The organism is Pseudomonas monachiensis (assembly GCF_047345015.1).
In the GTDB taxonomy this organism is placed as follows: Bacteria; Pseudomonadota; Gammaproteobacteria; order Pseudomonadales; family Pseudomonadaceae; genus Aquipseudomonas; species Aquipseudomonas monachiensis.
In genome coordinates this window covers 6065459-6082316 of the sequence record NZ_CP178857.1, presented here as the reverse complement: position 1 = coordinate 6082316, position 16858 = coordinate 6065459, and the positions used below count along the sequence as shown (strand labels likewise).

14 protein-coding genes are annotated in these 16858 nt (G+C 59.5%); 9 read left to right on the top strand and 5 right to left on the bottom strand.

What is annotated here, in order from left to right; genetic code table 11:
• Nucleotides 1-86 precede the first annotated feature (86 nt).
• Both ACMDB8_RS27495 and ACMDB8_RS27490 read right to left on the bottom strand, forming a co-directional pair.
• Nucleotides 87-1538, bottom strand: a complete 1452-nt coding sequence (locus tag ACMDB8_RS27495) for an alanine/glycine:cation symporter family protein (protein ID WP_056726826.1) — start codon at nucleotides 1536-1538, stop codon at nucleotides 87-89.
• A gap of 485 nt (nucleotides 1539-2023) precedes the next feature.
• Complete coding sequence (locus ACMDB8_RS27490; protein WP_046038891.1) at nucleotides 2024-3448, bottom strand: aspartate ammonia-lyase; 1425 nt, start codon at nucleotides 3446-3448, stop codon at nucleotides 2024-2026.
• A 180-nt stretch (nucleotides 3449-3628) separates the two neighbouring features.
• Between ACMDB8_RS27490 and ACMDB8_RS27485 the strand changes: the two genes are divergently transcribed.
• The gene (locus tag ACMDB8_RS27485; protein WP_056726827.1) at nucleotides 3629-4540 is read left to right on the top strand and encodes a LysR substrate-binding domain-containing protein; all 912 of its coding nucleotides are present in this window, start codon (nucleotides 3629-3631) and stop codon (nucleotides 4538-4540) included.
• A gap of 123 nt (nucleotides 4541-4663) precedes the next feature.
• Here ACMDB8_RS27485 and ACMDB8_RS27480 read toward each other — a convergent pair whose 3' ends face one another.
• Entirely contained in the window at nucleotides 4664-5254 is a 591-nt protein-coding gene (locus ACMDB8_RS27480) for a reprolysin-like metallopeptidase (RefSeq protein ID WP_409078196.1), read from the bottom strand.
• A 402-nt stretch (nucleotides 5255-5656) separates the two neighbouring features.
• On the opposite strand from ACMDB8_RS27480, the gene purE reads away from it, so the two are divergent.
• The 4 genes from purE (at nucleotide 5657) to ACMDB8_RS27460 (ending at nucleotide 8219) form a co-directional block, all read left to right on the top strand.
• On the top strand, nucleotides 5657-6148 hold the full coding sequence (gene purE, locus ACMDB8_RS27475; protein ID WP_046038893.1) for a 5-(carboxyamino)imidazole ribonucleotide mutase: 492 nt from the start codon (nucleotides 5657-5659) through the stop codon (nucleotides 6146-6148).
• Nucleotides 6149-6159: 11 nt separating this feature from the next.
• Complete coding sequence (locus ACMDB8_RS27470) at nucleotides 6160-7242, top strand: 5-(carboxyamino)imidazole ribonucleotide synthase (RefSeq protein WP_409078195.1); 1083 nt, start codon at nucleotides 6160-6162, stop codon at nucleotides 7240-7242.
• A 107-nt stretch (nucleotides 7243-7349) separates the two neighbouring features.
• A complete protein-coding gene (locus ACMDB8_RS27465; RefSeq protein ID WP_008030708.1) occupies nucleotides 7350-7595 on the top strand; it encodes a GlsB/YeaQ/YmgE family stress response membrane protein in 246 nt (81 codons plus the stop codon).
• An 87-nt stretch (nucleotides 7596-7682) separates the two neighbouring features.
• Nucleotides 7683-8219, top strand: coding sequence for a DUF3299 domain-containing protein (locus ACMDB8_RS27460; RefSeq protein ID WP_056727029.1), 537 nt, complete (start codon nucleotides 7683-7685; stop codon nucleotides 8217-8219).
• 138 nt (nucleotides 8220-8357) lie between these two features.
• Here ACMDB8_RS27460 and ACMDB8_RS27455 read toward each other — a convergent pair whose 3' ends face one another.
• Nucleotides 8358-9257: a D-hexose-6-phosphate mutarotase gene (locus tag ACMDB8_RS27455; protein WP_409078194.1), complete on the bottom strand. Its 900-nt coding sequence runs from the start codon at nucleotides 9255-9257 to the stop codon at nucleotides 8358-8360.
• Nucleotides 9258-9326: 69 nt separating this feature from the next.
• Nucleotides 9327-9731, bottom strand: coding sequence for an acyl-CoA thioesterase (locus ACMDB8_RS27450; RefSeq protein WP_007942704.1), 405 nt, complete (start codon nucleotides 9729-9731; stop codon nucleotides 9327-9329).
• Between the two features lie 362 nt (nucleotides 9732-10093).
• Between ACMDB8_RS27450 and ACMDB8_RS27445 the strand changes: the two genes are divergently transcribed.
• The 4 genes from ACMDB8_RS27445 to pstA all read left to right on the top strand — a co-directional run bounded on the left by ACMDB8_RS27445 (nucleotide 10094) and on the right by pstA (nucleotide 16694).
• Nucleotides 10094-11392: an MFS transporter gene (locus ACMDB8_RS27445; protein ID WP_056726831.1), complete on the top strand. Its 1299-nt coding sequence runs from the start codon at nucleotides 10094-10096 to the stop codon at nucleotides 11390-11392.
• Between the two features lie 168 nt (nucleotides 11393-11560).
• Nucleotides 11561-12562 (top strand): phosphate ABC transporter substrate-binding protein PstS, encoded by a 1002-nt coding sequence (locus ACMDB8_RS27440; RefSeq protein ID WP_056726832.1) that lies wholly within the window; start codon nucleotides 11561-11563, stop codon nucleotides 12560-12562.
• A gap of 411 nt (nucleotides 12563-12973) precedes the next feature.
• Nucleotides 12974-15007 carry an ABC transporter permease subunit gene (locus ACMDB8_RS27435; RefSeq protein WP_223542708.1) on the top strand — a complete coding sequence of 678 codons (2034 nt, stop codon included), beginning with the start codon at nucleotides 12974-12976 and terminating at the stop codon, nucleotides 15005-15007.
• Between the two features lie 16 nt (nucleotides 15008-15023).
• Nucleotides 15024-16694: a phosphate ABC transporter permease PstA gene (pstA, locus tag ACMDB8_RS27430; RefSeq protein ID WP_056726834.1), complete on the top strand. Its 1671-nt coding sequence runs from the start codon at nucleotides 15024-15026 to the stop codon at nucleotides 16692-16694.
• The last annotated feature ends 164 nt before the right edge of the window (nucleotides 16695-16858 follow it).

Here is a 16858-nt window from a genome sequence, read left to right as displayed (position 1 = left end):
AAATGATGACAGCTTGTTTCCGAGCATGACGCCGGTTGCAAGCTGTGTCACGTCGGGCGCAGGGGATGCGCCCGGTTTTCTACCGATCAGCGTTGCGCTGCGGTCACGCCTGCCGGAGCAGCTTCAGCTTTGGCGGTGGGTGCTGGCGGGTTCGCCGGCCAGGCTTTCAGGTCCAGATCCAGATCCGGGAATTTGCTCGAATCGAATACCGGCGTGGTGATGCCAGCGGCGCGCTGGTCATCGTAGTCACGCAGGATGCGCATGCCGACCTTGAACAGCAGGAACAGCGCGATCAGGTTGACGAACGCGAGCATGGTCATGGTGATGTCGGCGAAGGCAAATACGGTGCCGAGGTTTTCGATGGCGCCCCAGAAAATCAGCACCAGTACCAGCGCGCGATAGCCCATCAGCGCCTTGCGGTTTTCACCGATCAAAAAGCGCAGGTTGTTCTCGCCCAGGTAGTAGTTGTAGAGGATCGAGGTGAACACGAACAAAGCCAGGGCCACGGAGATGAACATCCGGCCCCAGTCACCGACCACGGCGGCCAGAGAGTTCTGGGTCAGGGCAATGCCGTCGCCTTCGAAGCCCGGGGTGTAGAAGCCGGAGAGCAGGATTAGCAGCGCGGTGCAGGTGCAGATCACGAAGGTATCGAGGAACACGCTGAACGCCTGGACCACACCTTGTGCCACCGGGTGCTCGACCGCCGCGACAGCCGCTACGTTCGGCGCACTGCCCAGGCCGGCTTCGTTGGCGAACACGCCCCGCTTCACGCCCATGACGATGGCGCTGCCGATCAGTCCGCCGAAGGCCTGGTCCAGACCAAAGGCGCTCTTGACGATAGTCATCAGCATGCCCGGCACATGGTCGAACTGCAGCACGATCACGTAGAGGGTCACGCCGATGTACACCAGGGTTTTCACCGGCACCAACAGGTCGGCGACCTTGGCGATGCGCTTGATCCCCCCGATGAACACCAGGCCCAACAGCACGGCCAGGCCGATGCCGGTGTAAGTGGTGTCGAGGCCGAAGGCGTTGTTCAGCGAGTGCGTCACGGCGTGGGCTTGCAGGCCGTTGAAGGCGAAGCCGAACGTTACCAGCAGCAGGAACGCCATCAGCATGCCCAGCCAGCGTTTTTGCAGACCGTGCTGGATGTAATAAGACGGGCCACCACGGAACTGGCCTTCGGAATCGCAGCGCTTGTAGAGCTGGCCGAGTGAGCATTCGAAGAAGCTGCTGGACATACCGACCAGCGCGGTCACCCACATCCAGAACACGGCACCGGGGCCGCCGAGGGTCACGGCAATGCCGACACCGGCGATGTTGCCCGCACCGACGCGGCCGGCGAGGCTGAGCATCAGGGCCTGGAACGAACTGAGTTGCCCGGCGCTGCTTTTGAGGCTGTCGCGGAACACCGCGAACATGTGGAAGAAGTGACGCAATTGAACGAAACGCGAGCGGATCGTGAAGTAGCTACCGAGCCCGACAATGAGCACGATCAGTACTTTCCCTGAGAGGAAGTCGTTAATGACTTCGAGCATGGATTATTCCTCGCTGTTTTTTGTGTAGGCAACAATGCTGGCCGGACAGACACATCGAGTTACACCCCTTGGCGCACGGCACAATGGGCGGTTCGACGTTCGTCCCGGTTTCATATCGCGGGTTTGTTATTAGTTCGGGTTTCGCATGGGTTGTGGCCTCGCTACCGACGACCGCTCATGCGAAGAGGGGCGGCACTATACCGATCAGTGGCGCGCCCGTCTGCACAGTAGTGGTGCAAGCGACGAAACGAGGTGCTGCAGAATCAAAAGATCGCAGCCTTCGGCAGCTCCTACAGGTGTACGTCAAACATGTAGGAGCTGCCGAAGGCTGCGATCTTGGCGGTATCAAATACACAAAACATTTAACGTCCTGCCCGCGAAGAAGTTAAAAAAAAGGGCCTGGGGACTAAATCCCCAAGCCCTCAAAAGGTGAGAGGTGTCTAGTCCCTCGACCTGGTGAGCGGTGCTACAAGTAACGCGTCGGGTTATGCCTTCAGAGGCACCAGACGCGGAGCAATCATGTTTTCCGGGCGCAAGATGTCGGCGAGCATGGCTTCGTCGAGCAGACCTTCTTCGCGCACCAGTTCCAGCACGCCGCGGCCGCTTTCAAGGGCGAGGCCGGCGATGCGGGTGGCATTCTTGTAGCCGATGTACGGGTTCAGCGCGGTGACCAGGCCGATCGAGTGCTCGACCAGTTCACGGCAGCGTGCTTCGTTGGCGGTGATGCCGACGATGCAGTGTTCGCGCAGCATGTCCATGGCGCGTTGCAGCAGGCGGATCGAGTCGAAGATCTTGAAGGCGATCAGCGGCTCCATCACGTTCAGTTGCAGCTGGCCGCCTTCGGCCGCGATGGTCAGGGCCAGGTCGTTACCGATGATCTGGAACGCCACCTGGTTGACCGCTTCCGGAATAACCGGGTTGACCTTGCCTGGCATGATCGAACTGCCTGGTTGACGCGCCGGCAGGTTGATCTCGTTGATGCCGGTGCGTGGGCCGCTGGACAGCAGGCGCAGGTCGTTGCAGATCTTCGACAGCTTGACCGCGGTACGCTTGAGCATGCCGGAGAACAGCACGAAGGCGCCCATGTCGGAGGTGGCTTCGATCAGGTCGGCGGCCGGTACCAGCGGTTGACCGCTGATCACTGCCAGACGCTGAACGGCCAGGTGCTGGTAACGCGGGTCGGCGTTGATGCCGGTGCCGATCGCGGTGCCACCCAGGTTCACTTCGGTCAGCACTTCCGGAGCCAGGGTCTTCAGGCGTGCCAGGTCTTCACCCAGGGTGGTGGCAAACGCACGGAATTCCTGACCCAGGGTCATCGGAACGGCGTCTTGCAGCTGGGTACGACCCATCTTCAGGACGTGGTTGAATTCTTCACCCTTGGCCGCGAACGCTTGAATCAGGCTGTCGAGGCTGGCGAGCAGGGCGTCGTGACCGAGCAACAGGCCCAGACGGATCGCCGTCGGGTAGGCGTCGTTGGTCGACTGCGCCATGTTCACGTCATCGTTCGGGTGCAGGTACTGGTACTCGCCTTTCTGGTGACCCATGGCCTCCAGCGCGATGTTGGCGATGACTTCGTTGGCATTCATGTTGGTCGAAGTGCCAGCGCCGCCTTGGATCATGTCCACCACGAATTCTTCGTGGAAGTCGCCGCGGATCAAACGTGCACAGGCTTCGCTGATGGCAGCGTGCTTGGCTTCGCTCAGGTGACCCAATTCACGGTTGGCGTCAGCGGCGGCCTGTTTAACCATCGCCAGGCCGACAACCAGTTTCGGGTAGTGCGAAATCGGAACGCCCGAAAGGCGGAAATTATTCACCGCTCGCAGGGTCTGGATACCGTAATACGCTTGAGCCGGTACTTCGAGGGCGCCAAGCAGGTCATTTTCTGTGCGGAATGATGCAGCGGAGGACATGATAGAAATCATCTCAATATGGACCCGGTCTGTGCCGGAACGTTGTGAATGCTAGGCCTGTGGAGAATTTTGGGCCAATGCTGTTAAACACTAGGCTATGCATATTCGGCATAATACCCGTGTGACGCCGTCCTGACGGCGAGCGTGTGACCTAAATTGGTGCATGTCCGGGAGGGCGTGATGAATCTGGAAAGCAAATGGCTGGAGGACTTCAGTGCCCTGGCCGCCACCCGCAGTTTCTCCCAGGCCGCCGAGCGGCGTTTTGTGACGCAGCCGGCGTTCAGTCGGCGAATCCGCAGCCTTGAAGCCGCGTTGGGGCTGACCCTGGTCAACCGTTCGCGCACGCCGGTGGAGCTGACGGCGGCAGGGCAATTGTTTCTGGTCACCGCGCGCACCGTAGTCGAACAGCTGGGCGAAGTGCTGCGCCATCTGCATCACCTGGAAGGCGGACAGGGCGAAGTGATGCAGGTCGCTGCCGCGCACTCCCTGGCGCTCGGTTTCTTTCCGCGCTGGATCGCGCAGTTGCGCAACGAAGGCCTGAATATCGCCACGCGGCTGGTGGCGACCAACGTCGGTGACGCGGTGCATGCATTGCGTGAAGGCGGCTGCGACCTGATGCTGGCGTTCTACGACCCGGACGCCGCCATGCAGATGGACCCGGAAATCTTCCCCTCGCTGCACCTTGGGCACACCGAGATGCTGCCGGTCTGCGCCGCCGACGCCGACGGTAAGCCACTGTTCGACCTGGAAGGCGAAGGCAGCGTGCCGTTGCTGGCGTACAGCGCCGGTGCGTTTCTCGGCCGTTCGGTGAACATGCTGTTGCGTCAACGGGCGCTGCGCTTCACCACCATCTACGAAACCGCCATGGCCGACAGCCTGAAAAGCATGGCTCTGGAGGGACTGGGCATCGCCTGGGTGCCGCAACTGAGTGTGCGTGCCGAGCTGACGCGTGGCGAACTGGTAGTGTGTGGCGGTCCGCAATGGCATGTGCCGCTGGAGATTCGTCTGTACCGCTGTGCGCTGGTGCGCAAAGCGAATGTCCGGTTGTTGTGGCGCAAGCTCGAGAGCGGCGTAGCGGGTGCTACTGTTTGAGAGCCAGGAACTCATGGCCAGCTCTGTGGCCATGAGTTGCAGCAACTGTTCATTCAGCGTAAGCGTGTTAATGGCACAAACACGCCATGCGCGGATTTCAGGTCGCGCGATACCGAAACGAACTTACGCAAAAGTGCTAAGGTGTTTGCGAATGTTTTCCCTGTTTTTTTCACTGTATCGATAAGCGTTTCCACGTACGCCTGAGAATTCGTCCGAGAGCATGATCGTGTCGTGCCACCAGCCGTCATAGATGACTTCACTGTCTTCATGTGTCGCGCCCAACATGTGGCCTATTTCATGTGCTGGGACTTGTTTGGAGGTGATCGCCGCAATTGCGCAATGACCTTTGACTTGGCCGTATCCGCTTGTCGATTCGAGGAGACCCCCTGCCTTTGTGTTGATATTGTTTCGGGTCAACAAGAGGGCTTTCGTCAGGTCCGGTTCATGTTCTTCATATTTTAATATCTTTGTATACCAGTCCCGTATCAGGTTGCACCACCCTCGCAGCGCAGCTGAACCATCTTCGTTTCTGTAGTTGTATCCTGACAACTCCGGAACTTCATGATGAGCGTACATCAAAAATCTGACCTTGCGTTCCGAGATGGATTCAAGCTCTGTTTTCAGCCAGGAAAAGTAATCGGTGTATAAATCATTTTTTTGATATTCCTGAAGATCCTTGTGAAGGACAACTATTATGGTAATAGGCTTTTTCATATTTGTACTCCCTGTTCAATTATGATTTTTTACCGTTTTATATTTGCGTTGTCTGGCGGTGTTCGCAATTTTTAAGTGGGTTTAATTGTTTCTGTTGAGAGCTTCAATGAACTTATGATCACCAGATCCGCACATTGAATTGCGAATTGTATTGAGCTACTAAGTTAAGAAATTCACGACATTCAGGCAGTCAAATGACTGACTTGATGGTCAAGAAATACCTATTTTTCGAGCGCGTGACAGATGGTCGCCACAGGGGCTGTTTATCCGCTTCTTTGAGGTATACTGCGCGGCCTTCGGCCGGTTACGACCGGCCATAATTCGTACAATCAAGCCACGCATCCTGCGTGGCTTGTTGTTTTTTGACGCGCCTGCGGGCGCCCAGAGAGAAGAGGCACGACGATGAGTGCACTGGTTGGCGTGATCATGGGCTCCAAGTCCGATTGGTCCACCCTTAGCCACACCGCCGATATGCTGGAAAAGCTCGGCATCCCTTACGAGGTGAAAGTGGTTTCTGCCCACCGTACCCCGGACCTGCTGTTCCAGTACGCTGAAGAAGCCGAGGCGCGTGGCATCGAGGTGATCATCGCCGGTGCCGGTGGCGCGGCCCACTTGCCTGGCATGTGTGCAGCCAAGACTCACCTGCCGGTGCTTGGCGTACCGGTTCAGTCCGCTATGCTGTCGGGCGTTGATTCGCTGCTCTCTATTGTGCAGATGCCAGCGGGCATTCCGGTCGCCACCCTGGCCATCGGCAAGGCGGGCGCGATCAACGCAGCACTGCTGTCGGCGAGTATCCTTGGCGCCAAGCACCCGCAGTTCCACGCGGTGCTGAAAACCTTCCGTGCTGAGCAGACAGACAGCGTCCTGGACAATCCAGACCCACGCATCGCCTGAGGTTGTTGACGATGAAGATCGGTGTAATCGGTGGCGGCCAGTTGGGTCGCATGTTGGCGCTGGCGGGCACTCCGCTGGGCATGAACTTCGCTTTCCTGGACCCGGCGCCGGATGCTTGCGCAGCCGCGTTGGGCGAACACCTGCGAGCCGATTACGGCGATCAGGATCACCTGCGTCAACTGGCCGATGAAGTCGATCTGGTGACCTTCGAGTTCGAAAGTGTTCCGGCCGAGACCGTGGCTTTCCTGTCACAATTCGTCCCGGTCTACCCGAGTGCCGAAGCACTGCGCATCGCCCGCGATCGCTGGTTCGAGAAGAGCATGTTCAAGGACCTGAGGATTCCTACCCCGGCGTTCGCCGACATTCAGTCCCAGGCTGATCTGGACGCCGCCGTGGCTTCCATCGGTCTGCCAGCGGTGCTGAAGACCCGTACCCTGGGTTACGACGGCAAGGGTCAGAAAGTCCTGCGCACGCCAGAAGATGTGGTTGGCACCTTTGCCGAACTGGGCAGCGTGGCCTGCCTGCTGGAAGGCTTCGTGCCGTTCACCGGTGAAGTCTCGCTGATCGCCGTGCGTGCCCGCGACGGTGAAACCCGCTTCTATCCGCTGGTACACAACACCCACGAAAGCGGCATTCTCAAGTTGTCCGTGGCCAGCACCGATCACCCGCTGCAAGCCCTGGCCGAAGACTACTCCAGCCGTGTGCTCAAGCAGCTGGATTACGTCGGCGTGATGGCGTTCGAGTTCTTTGAAGTCGACGGTGGCCTCAAGGCCAACGAAATCGCCCCGCGGGTACACAACTCAGGGCACTGGACTACCGAAGGCGCCGAGTGCAGCCAGTTCGAAAACCACCTGCGGGCCGTTGCCGGCCTGCCGTTGGGTTCGACTGCCAAGGTTGGCGAGAGCGCGATGCTCAACTTCATTGGCAAAGTGCCAGAGTCCGAGAAGGTCCTGACCATCGCCGATTGCCATCTGCATCACTATGGCAAGGCGTTCAAGGTCGGCCGCAAGGTCGGTCATGCCAACCTTCGTTGTGCAGACCGCGAGACGCTGGCGGCCCAGATTCTCAAGGTGCAAGCACTGATCGCCGAATAGTTTTTTATGTGCAACGGTGGAACCTTCGGGGTGCGCCGTTCTCTCATGGCAGGTTGCGAAAGTCTGACTAGGCTTTCCAATAGCTACTTCATTGAGAGGAGAATGCCATGGGAATTATCGGAACCATCTTTATCGGCTTGATTGTCGGCCTGCTGGCTCGGTTCCTGAAACCTGGCGATGACAGCATGGGCTGGATCATGACGATCCTGCTCGGTATCGGAGGTTCGCTGGCGGCCACTTACGGCGGCCAAGCCCTGGGCATCTATCAGGCTGGTCAAGGTGCAGGTTTCATCGGTGCGCTGGTGGGCGCCGTTGTGTTGCTGGTGATCTACGGGTTGATCAAAAAGAACTGATCCAGGCGACAAAGCCCTCTCCGCCAAACCGGCCGGGAGGGCTAGAATGCTCGGCGTTTCCTGTTCTTCCCTTTGCCGAGCACCTTCATGCGCCGTCTTTTGTTGACTCTTGTTTTACTGGGTTCGGGCCTTGCCCATGCCGGCGAACTGCCGGAAACCGACTGGCTCGAATTGATGCCCAAGTCGGACCAGAAGGCCCTCGAGGCCATGCCTGAAATCGACCACAACTCCCCTGAAGCCAATGGCACTTTCACCGACAAGGGTGGAATGAAGCAGGCCAAAGGCTTGCCTGCGGTGATGTACTCGACCAAGACCGTTGCGTCGATGAACGACAAGAACATCCGCATTGGCGGTTACCCCGTGCCGCTTGAGTCCGACGCCAAGGGCAACAGCACGTTGTTTTTCCTCGTGCCATACCCGGGCGCCTGCATCCACGTACCGCCTCCGCCTCCCAATCAATTGGTGCTGGTGCGCTATCCAAAGGGCCTGAAGCTGAATGATATCTACACGCCGCTGTGGGTCACCGGCACGCTGAAAGTCGAGAAGGTCAGCAATGACCTGGCCGATGCGGCATATGCGCTGGATGCGCAGAAGGTACGGGTGGTGAAAGAGTCGGATTTGTAACGCCCCGCCAGATGGCTTGGCACAAAAAACTGTGGGAGCGAGCTTGCTCGCGATGGCGGTGTAACAGGCAACTTAAATGTTGAATGTTATGGCCTTATCGCGAGCAAGCTCGCTCCCACATTGGTTTTGTGGTGTTGCTTAGAGAGAGTTGCTGCCGATACTCACGCCCAGCGTATGGCTAGCACCTGGTTTCAGGTTCACCACATCACCCATCACATTCGCCGTCTCGATGCACAGCATGCGCTGCCAGCCATCGTCGGCCATGTCGCTGAACGCGGCGGCGCGGTCGATCCACGGGTTCCAGATCACCGCGGTGCGCGAGCCCATGCTGGTCAGTTCGATGCGTCGCTCCCAGGCCGGGTCGACGATGCTCAGCAGTGGCGGGACATTAAGATAGATGCGGTCAGTTTCGCCGCTAAATCGCAGATCGCCGGACTGTTGCTTGGTTTTCCAGTCTTCCAGGGTTTCGATGTAGCTCAAGCCATCCACGCCTTCGACATGCACTTCGCGCACATCGCTGACGGCAAAGTAACTGTGCAGCGCCTGGCTGATGCTGACGGTTTCAGCGCCCCGGTTGTGGCTGGTCAGGTGGATGTGCAATTGCTCGTCGAGGCGAATGCTCAGCGTCAAATCCACCTGGTGCGGCCAGCCGGGAAAGCCGCCTTCAGGGTAGGGCAGGAGGAATTCGACCTTCAGGCTTTCGCCCTCGGCTTCGATGCCGCCCAGTTCCCAATCCATCGCTCGCACGAAGCCGTGAGCCGACGGCGCTTCATTGCTGGTGCGCATCGCCTGAACGCTTTGCGGGTTGCGCGCAAAGTTGCCGAACCATGGCCAGCACACCGGCACGCCGGCGCGGATGCTCTTGCCGGTCTTGAACACGGCCTCGTCGTTGAGCCAGATCAGCGGCGGCTGGCCGGCCAATTGATAGCTGAGGATGTGCGCGCCTTGCTGGGCCACCAGTAATTCGGCCTGACCGTGGCGGATGCGCCAGCAGTTCAGTTCATCCAGTTTTACGGCTTCAACATTGGGCGTGCTCATGGGACAGCTCTCGATCAGTAACGTGGACGACTATCGACCGCAAAACGGCTACCAGGTTTAAAAGCTCTTTCAGCGAGCCCGGGGCGGAACCGAGCGGGTGCGACCGCTGCCATCGATGGCCACGAACACAAACACCGCTTCGGTTACTTTACGCCACTCGCTGGACAGTGGATCGTCGCTCCAGACCTCGACCATCATCTTGATCGAGCTGCGGCCGATTTCCAGGGCCTGGGTATAAAAGGAGAGCTGAGCGCCCACCGCCACCGGTACCAGAAACGCCATGCGGTCGATTGCAACGGTGGCAACGCGCCCGCCAGCGACCTTGCTGGCCATCGCGGTGCCTGCCAAATCCATCTGCGCCACCAGCCAGCCGCCGAAAATATCGCCAAAGCCGTTGGTTTCGCGAGGAAGCGCGGTGATTTGCAGGGCCAGGTCGCCTTGCGGGATCGGATCTTCTTGTTCGAGTTCTATCATGCCGGGGGGCCTCTGACCCGTGACTCTTCGTTGGTATTGCTGGTGGTAGCCGTCTTCGGGAAAAACGATTCAGCACCGAACATACTACGTTCGTCACGTTTTCCATCAGGCGCCTAAAGGGAAACTCTGCGAAATCGCCTATGAACCTGACAGGCGCTTTCGCACAGCAACCCCTCAAAAACCGGAGCAGGCTTTGAGTATATCGGTCGGTAGACTCCGCGACGACCGTCCGGTTCTCATTTTGACTGTCAAAAACGCACCTCTATGTGCTTTTTCGAACAATTTGCTATCGTGCCGGACCTGCCCAAACCTCAGCCAGCGTTGTTGAGGTTGCAGATCCGACTATAAGAGAAGCCCTTGCCATGACCACAGCGCCCTCGAGCATCGCGCAGCCAGACCAACCCGCACGTCCGCTGACCCGCAACGACTACAAGACTCTATCGCTGTCGGCCCTGGGCGGCGCGCTGGAGTTCTACGATTTCATCATCTTCGTGTTCTTCGCCACGGTGGTGGGCAAGCTGTTCTTCCCGGCGGACATGCCTGAATGGCTACGCCTGATGCAGACCTTCGGCATCTTCGCCGCCGGTTATCTGGCGCGGCCGCTGGGCGGCATCGTGATGGCGCACTTCGGCGACCTGCTGGGCCGCAAGAAAATGTTCACCCTGAGCATTTTCATGATGGCGGTGCCCACCTTGATCATGGGTTTGCTGCCGACTTATGCGCAGATCGGCATGTGGGCGCCGATCCTGTTGCTGTTGATGCGGGTGATCCAGGGCGCGGCCATTGGCGGTGAAGTGCCGGGGGCGTGGGTCTTCGTTTCCGAGCACGTTCCGCAGCGGCATGTCGGCTACGCCTGCGGCACCCTGACCAGCGGCCTGACGGCGGGCATCCTGCTCGGCTCGCTGGTCGCCACGGCGATCAACAGCCTTTACACCCCGGTGGAAGTAGCGGATTACGCCTGGCGGATTCCGTTCTTGCTGGGTGGCGTGTTCGGCCTGTTCTCGGTGTACCTGCGTCGCTGGTTGCACGAAACCCCGGTGTTCGCCGAGTTGCAACAGCGCAAGGCCCTGGCCGAAGAAGTGCCGCTGCGGGCGGTGCTGCGTGACCATCGAGGCGCCATTGCCATTTCGATGTTGCTGACCTGGCTGCTGTCGGCCGCCATCGTGGTGTTGATCCTGATGACCCCGACTGTGTTGCAGACGGTCTATCACTTCTCGCCAACCACGTCCCTGCAGGCGAACAGCGTGGCGATCGTGTTCCTGAGCTTTGGTTGCATCATTGCCGGCGCACTGGCCGATCGCTTCGGTGCGGGACGAGTTTTCGTGATCGGCTGTACCGCGCTGCTGGCCAGTTCCTGGACCTTCTACCACAGCCTGGCCGATCATCCCGACTGGCTGTTCCCGATGTATGCCCTGACCGGTCTGCTGGTCGGCACCATCGGCGCGGTGCCCTATGTGATGGTCAAGGCGTTCCCGCCGGTGGTGCGTTTCAGCGGCCTGTCGTTCTCGTACAACGTCGCCTACGCGATTTTCGGTGGTCTGACACCGATGATCGTCAGCCTGTTGCTCAAGGAGAGTGCGATGGGGCCTGCCTATTATGTGGCGGTGCTATGCGGGGTGGGGATTCTGGTAGGTGCATATCTCTGGAAGAAGGGCCGCTGATAGCGAACGATCACAGCACTCCTCACATCTACAGTTACAACTGAAAGGCCAGCCTTCCAAGCGGAGTGCTGGCCTTTCATCCAATTGTCATATTTCAGCCATAGAGTGTTCACACGGCCTGCTGATACTTGGCCCCGAATAACACACCCTATCTGCTAGGAGTAAGGCATGAAACTGAAGCGTTTGATGGCGGCAATGACTTTTGTCGCTGCTGGCGTTGCGACTGCCAACGCGGTTGCCGCTGTTGACCCTGCTATCCCGAGCTACACCAAGACCACTGGTGTGTCGGGCAACCTGTCCAGCGTTGGTTCCGATACCCTGGCCAACCTCATGACCCTCTGGGCTGAGAACTACAAGAAAGAATACCCGAACGTAAACATCCAGATTCAGGCCGCTGGCTCCGCCACTGCGCCACCTGCGCTGACTGAAGGCACCTCCAACCTGGGCCCGATGAGCCGCAAGATGAAGGACACCGAACTGGCTGCCTTCGAGCAGAAGTACGGCTACAAGCCAACCGCTATCCCGGTTGCCGTGGACGCGCTGGCTGTATTCGTGCACAAGGACAACCCGATCCAGCACCTGACCATGGAACAGGTCGACGCGATCTTCTCGTCCACTCGTCTGTGCGGCGCTAAAGCCGACGTGAAAACCTGGGGCGACCTGGGCGTGACCGGCGACCTGGCCAACAAGCCGGTTCAACTGTTCGGTCGTAACTCGGTATCCGGCACCTACGGCTACTTCAAGGAAGAAGCCCTGTGCAAAGGCGACTACAAGCCTAACGTGAACGAGCAGCCAGGTTCGGCTTCGGTCGTGCAGTCGATCAGCTCCTCGCTGAACGGCATCGGTTACTCGGGCATCGGCTACAAGACCGCTAGCGTGAAGACTGTGGCCCTGGCCAAGAAAGGCAGCCAGGACTTCATCGAAGACACTGAAGAAAACGCCCTGAACGGCAAGTACCCGCTGTCCCGCTTCCTGTACGTGTACGTCAACAAAGCCCCGAACAAGCCACTGGCCCCGCTGGAAGCCGAGTTCGTGAAACTGGTTCTGTCTAAACAGGGTCAGGAAGTCGTAGTGAAAGACGGTTACATCCCACTGCCGGCCAAAGTAGCTGCCAAAGCTCTGGCTGACCTGGGTCTGGCGGAAGGCGGCGCTGAAGTCGCAAAAAAGTAACAAATTGAGTCCAGGGTGAATCCCTCGGACTCACATGGGGGCGGCAGGAGCCGCCCCCATGCACCTCTAATTCTCTATTCGCTGCTGGTTACCGCTAGCGGCGGATTTGTTGCGTCACTGCACTGTCATCTTTCTGTCATACAGGATCGCTAGGGTGTGCGAATGAATGATCTGGCCAATTCCAACATGACTACTAATCCCCCCAAGCGAATTGATTTCAATACGCCTGAGTTGCAACGCAAGCGCCGCATTCGCGCGCTCAAAGATCGCCTGACCCGCTGGTACGTCCTCGTTGGCGGCCTCGCTGTACTGGGCGCGATCACCTTGATCTTCTTCTTCCTTGCCTACGTCGTCGCGCCCCTGTTCCAGGGTGCCAGCCTGACCGCCAAGGACGCCATCACACCCGCCTGGATGCAAGACGCCGGCAAGCCGCTGATGATCTCCCTGGAAGAGCAGAACCAAGTTGCGATGCGGGTTTCCGACAAGGGCCAGGCATTGTTCTTCGACATCGACAGCGGCGCTGAATTGAAGCGCGTCGATCTGTCGATCCCGGCCGGCACCACCGTGACCTCCATCGGTGAAGACCAGCCAGGTCACCCGCTGGTGGCTGTGGGTCTGTCCAACGGTCAGGCCCTGGTGTTCCGTCACACCTATAAAGTCAGCTACCCGGACGGCAAGAAGACCATCACCCCGGCCATCGAGTACCCGTATGGCGAAGCGCCAATCGCGGTGAACGAAGCCGGCGGTGCGCTGGAGCACGTCAGCCTCAACGCCAACGATTCGACCCTGATGCTGGTGGGTTCCACCGGTTCGCAACTCAATGTTCTGTCGCTGACCAGCGAAGAGAACATGATGACCGGCGAAGTCACCAACGAGCAGAAGCGCATCGAACTGCCGCAAATGACCGAGCCGGTGAAGAATATTTTCGTCGACCCGCGTCAGCAGTGGCTGTACGTGATCAACGGGCGTGCCCAGGCCGACGTGTTCAGCCTTCGCGACAAAAGTCTCAACGGTCGCTACAAACTGGCGGAAAACGGCGAAACCGAAGTCACCGCCAGCACCCAGTTGGTGGGCGGTATCTCGCTGATCATCGGTGACTCCAAAGGTGGTCTGGCCCAGTGGTTCATGGCGCGCGACCCCGATGGCGAGCAACGCCTGAAGCAGATCCGCACCTTCCAGATGGGCACCACGCCTATCGTTGAAATCACTGCCGAAGAGCGCCGCAAGGGCTTCGTTGCCCTCGACGCTTCCGGCAAGCTCGGCGTGTTCCACAGTACCGCCCACCGTACCTTGCTGGTGGAGTCGGTCGCTGAAGGCCAGGGCATCTTCGGTCTGTCGCCGCGTGCCAACCGCTTGATCGTGGAAGCCGGCGGCAAGTTGCATCCGCTGCTGCTCGACAACCCGCATCCGGAAGTCTCGTGGAGCGCACTGTGGAGCAAGGTCTGGTACGAGAACTACGACGAGCCTAAATACGTCTGGCAATCGACCGCCGCCAACACCGACTTCGAACCCAAGCTGAGCCTGTCGCCGCTGACCTTCGGTACCCTGAAAGCCGCGTTCTACGCCATGCTGTTGGCCGCTCCACTGGCCGTTGCCGCGGCGATCTACACCGCGTACTTCATGGCTCCGGGCATGCGCCGCAAGGTCAAGCCGGTGATCGAGTTGATGGAAGCGATGCCGACGGTGATTCTCGGTTTCTTCGCCGGTCTGTTCCTCGCGCCATATGTGGAAGGGCATTTGCCGGGCATCTTCAGCCTGCTGATGTTGCTGCCGATCGGCATCCTGGTCGCCGGATTCACCTTCAGCCGCCTGCCTGAGTCGATTCGCCTGAAAGTCCCGGATGGCTGGGAAAGTGCGCTGCTGATTCCGGTGATCCTGTTTGTGGGTTGGCTGTCGTTGTACATGAGCCCGTTCATGGAAAACTGGTTCTTCGGCGGCGACATGCGCATGTGGATCTCCCACGACCTGGGCATCACCTACGACCAGCGCAACGCCCTGGTGGTCGGCCTGGCCATGGGCTTCGCGGTCATCCCGAACATCTACTCCATCGCCGAAGACGCCGTGTTCAGCGTGCCTCGCGGCCTGACCTTGGGCTCCCTGGCCCTCGGTGCCACGCCGTGGCAGACCATGACCCGCGTGGTGATCCTCACCGCGAGCCCGGGTATCTTCTCGGCGCTGATGATCGGCATGGGCCGTGCGGTCGGCGAAACCATGATCGTGTTGATGGCCACCGGTAACACCCCGGTCATGGAAATGAACCTGTTCGAAGGCCTGCGCACCCTGGCGGCCAACGTCGCGGTGGAAATGCCCGAATCGGAAGTCGGCGGCAGCCACTACCGCGTGCTGTTCCTCTCGGCGCTGGTGCTGCTGTTGTTCACCTTCGTCATGAACACCCTCGCGGAACTGATTCGTCAGCGTCTGCGCAAGAAATACTCGTCGCTTTAAGCAAAGGTAGAAGTCTGTGAAACAGAACTCCCTGAAAGGATGGTTCAAGAGCGGCGCCCCCGGCGTCTGGATCAGCGGTGGCGCGGTGTCCATCGCGGTCATCATGACCATTGGCCTGCTGGCAGTGATTGCCGTGCGTGGCCTTGGTCACTTCTGGCCGGCTGACCTGGTGCATGCCAGTTACGACGTACCGGGCCAGGCCAATCACTTGGTGATCGGCGAAATCGTACAGAAGGAAGAAGTGCCACGTGCCCGCCTGAAGAGCGCCGGCCTGCCGGTGCCTGACGAAGGCCCGGAGTTCATGACCCGCGAGCTGATCAAGGTCGGCAACCGTGACCTGAACGGCAACGACTTCACCTGGATCGTCGGCGAGTGGCTGACCAGGCAGACGACGCCGCCGGAGCTGATGGCCATCGAGCGTCGCGAGTGGGGCAACTTCTACGGTTACCTGGTCAACGTCAAACAGGATGGCAAGGTTGTCGCTGAAGGCGAAGCCGCATGGCCTGAGTTGCAGGCCCGTGTTGACCGGGTCAACAAGCTGGCTGCACAACTCAAGAGCCTGGAAAAAACCGACATCGGCGCGATCAACGCCGGTCTCGAACGCATCCGCCTGCACGGTCGCAAGCTTGAGCTGGATGGCAAACTCGACGCCACCGCACAAGCGGACATGGAATCCGAGCGCGCCGAACTCAATGCCCGCTATCAGGATGTTGAAGCGCGCCTGAGCGATCTGCATGCGCAGTTCAACCGCGACAGCCTGACCGCCCGCGATGCGAACGGTAAGGAAATCGAAATCGGCATCGGCAAAGTGGTTCACGCCTACCAGCCGAACGCCATGAGCACGACCACCAAGATCGGTTTCTACTTCAGCAAGGTCTGGGAGTTCCTGAGCGACGACCCGCGTGAAGCGAACACCGAAGGCGGGATCTTCCCGGCCATCTTCGGCACCGTGATGATGACCCTGATCATGGCAATGATCGTGACCCCGTTCGGCGTACTTGCGGCGGTGTACCTGCGTGAATACGCCAAGCAGAACGCACTGACCCGGATTATCCGCATCGCAGTGAACAACCTGGCGGGCGTTCCGGCCATCGTTTACGGCGTGTTCGGCCTGGGCTTCTTCGTCTACGTGCTGGGCGGCTCGCTCGACCGTCTGTTCTTCCCGGAAGCACTGCCGGCACCGACCTTCGGTACACCGGGTCTGCTCTGGGCTTCGCTGACCTTGGCACTGCTGGCGGTGCCGGTGGTGATCGTGGCCACCGAAGAAGGTCTGGCGCGGATTCCTCGCACCGTGCGTGAAGGCTCGTTGGCCCTCGGCGCAACCAAGGCTGAAACCCTGTGGAAGATCGTGCTGCCGATGGCCAGCCCGGCGATGATGACCGGCATGATCCTCGCGGTGGCCCGCGCCGCGGGTGAAGTGGCGCCGCTGATGCTGGTGGGTGTGGTCAAACTGGCGCCGTCGCTGCCGGTGGACGGTAACTACCCGTACCTGCACCTGGACCAGAAGATCATGCACTTGGGCTTCCACATCTATGACGTCGGCTTCCAGAGCCCGAACGTCGAAGCCGCGCGACCGCTGGTGTACGCCACGGCGCTGCTGCTGGTGCTGGTGATCGCGACATTGAACCTGTCGGCGGTGTACATCCGTAACCACCTGCGCGAGAAGTACAAGGCGCTGGATAGCTGATTTCCAATGTGGGAGCGGGCTTGCTCGCGAAAGCGGTGGGTCAGGCAACATTGATGTTGAATGTGCCGGCCTCTTCGCGAGCAAGCCCGCTCCCACACTGGACCGCGTCCACCGGAATATTGATGGGAACTGCAATAAGCAGCGTTCCGAACCGAATTTGTTAG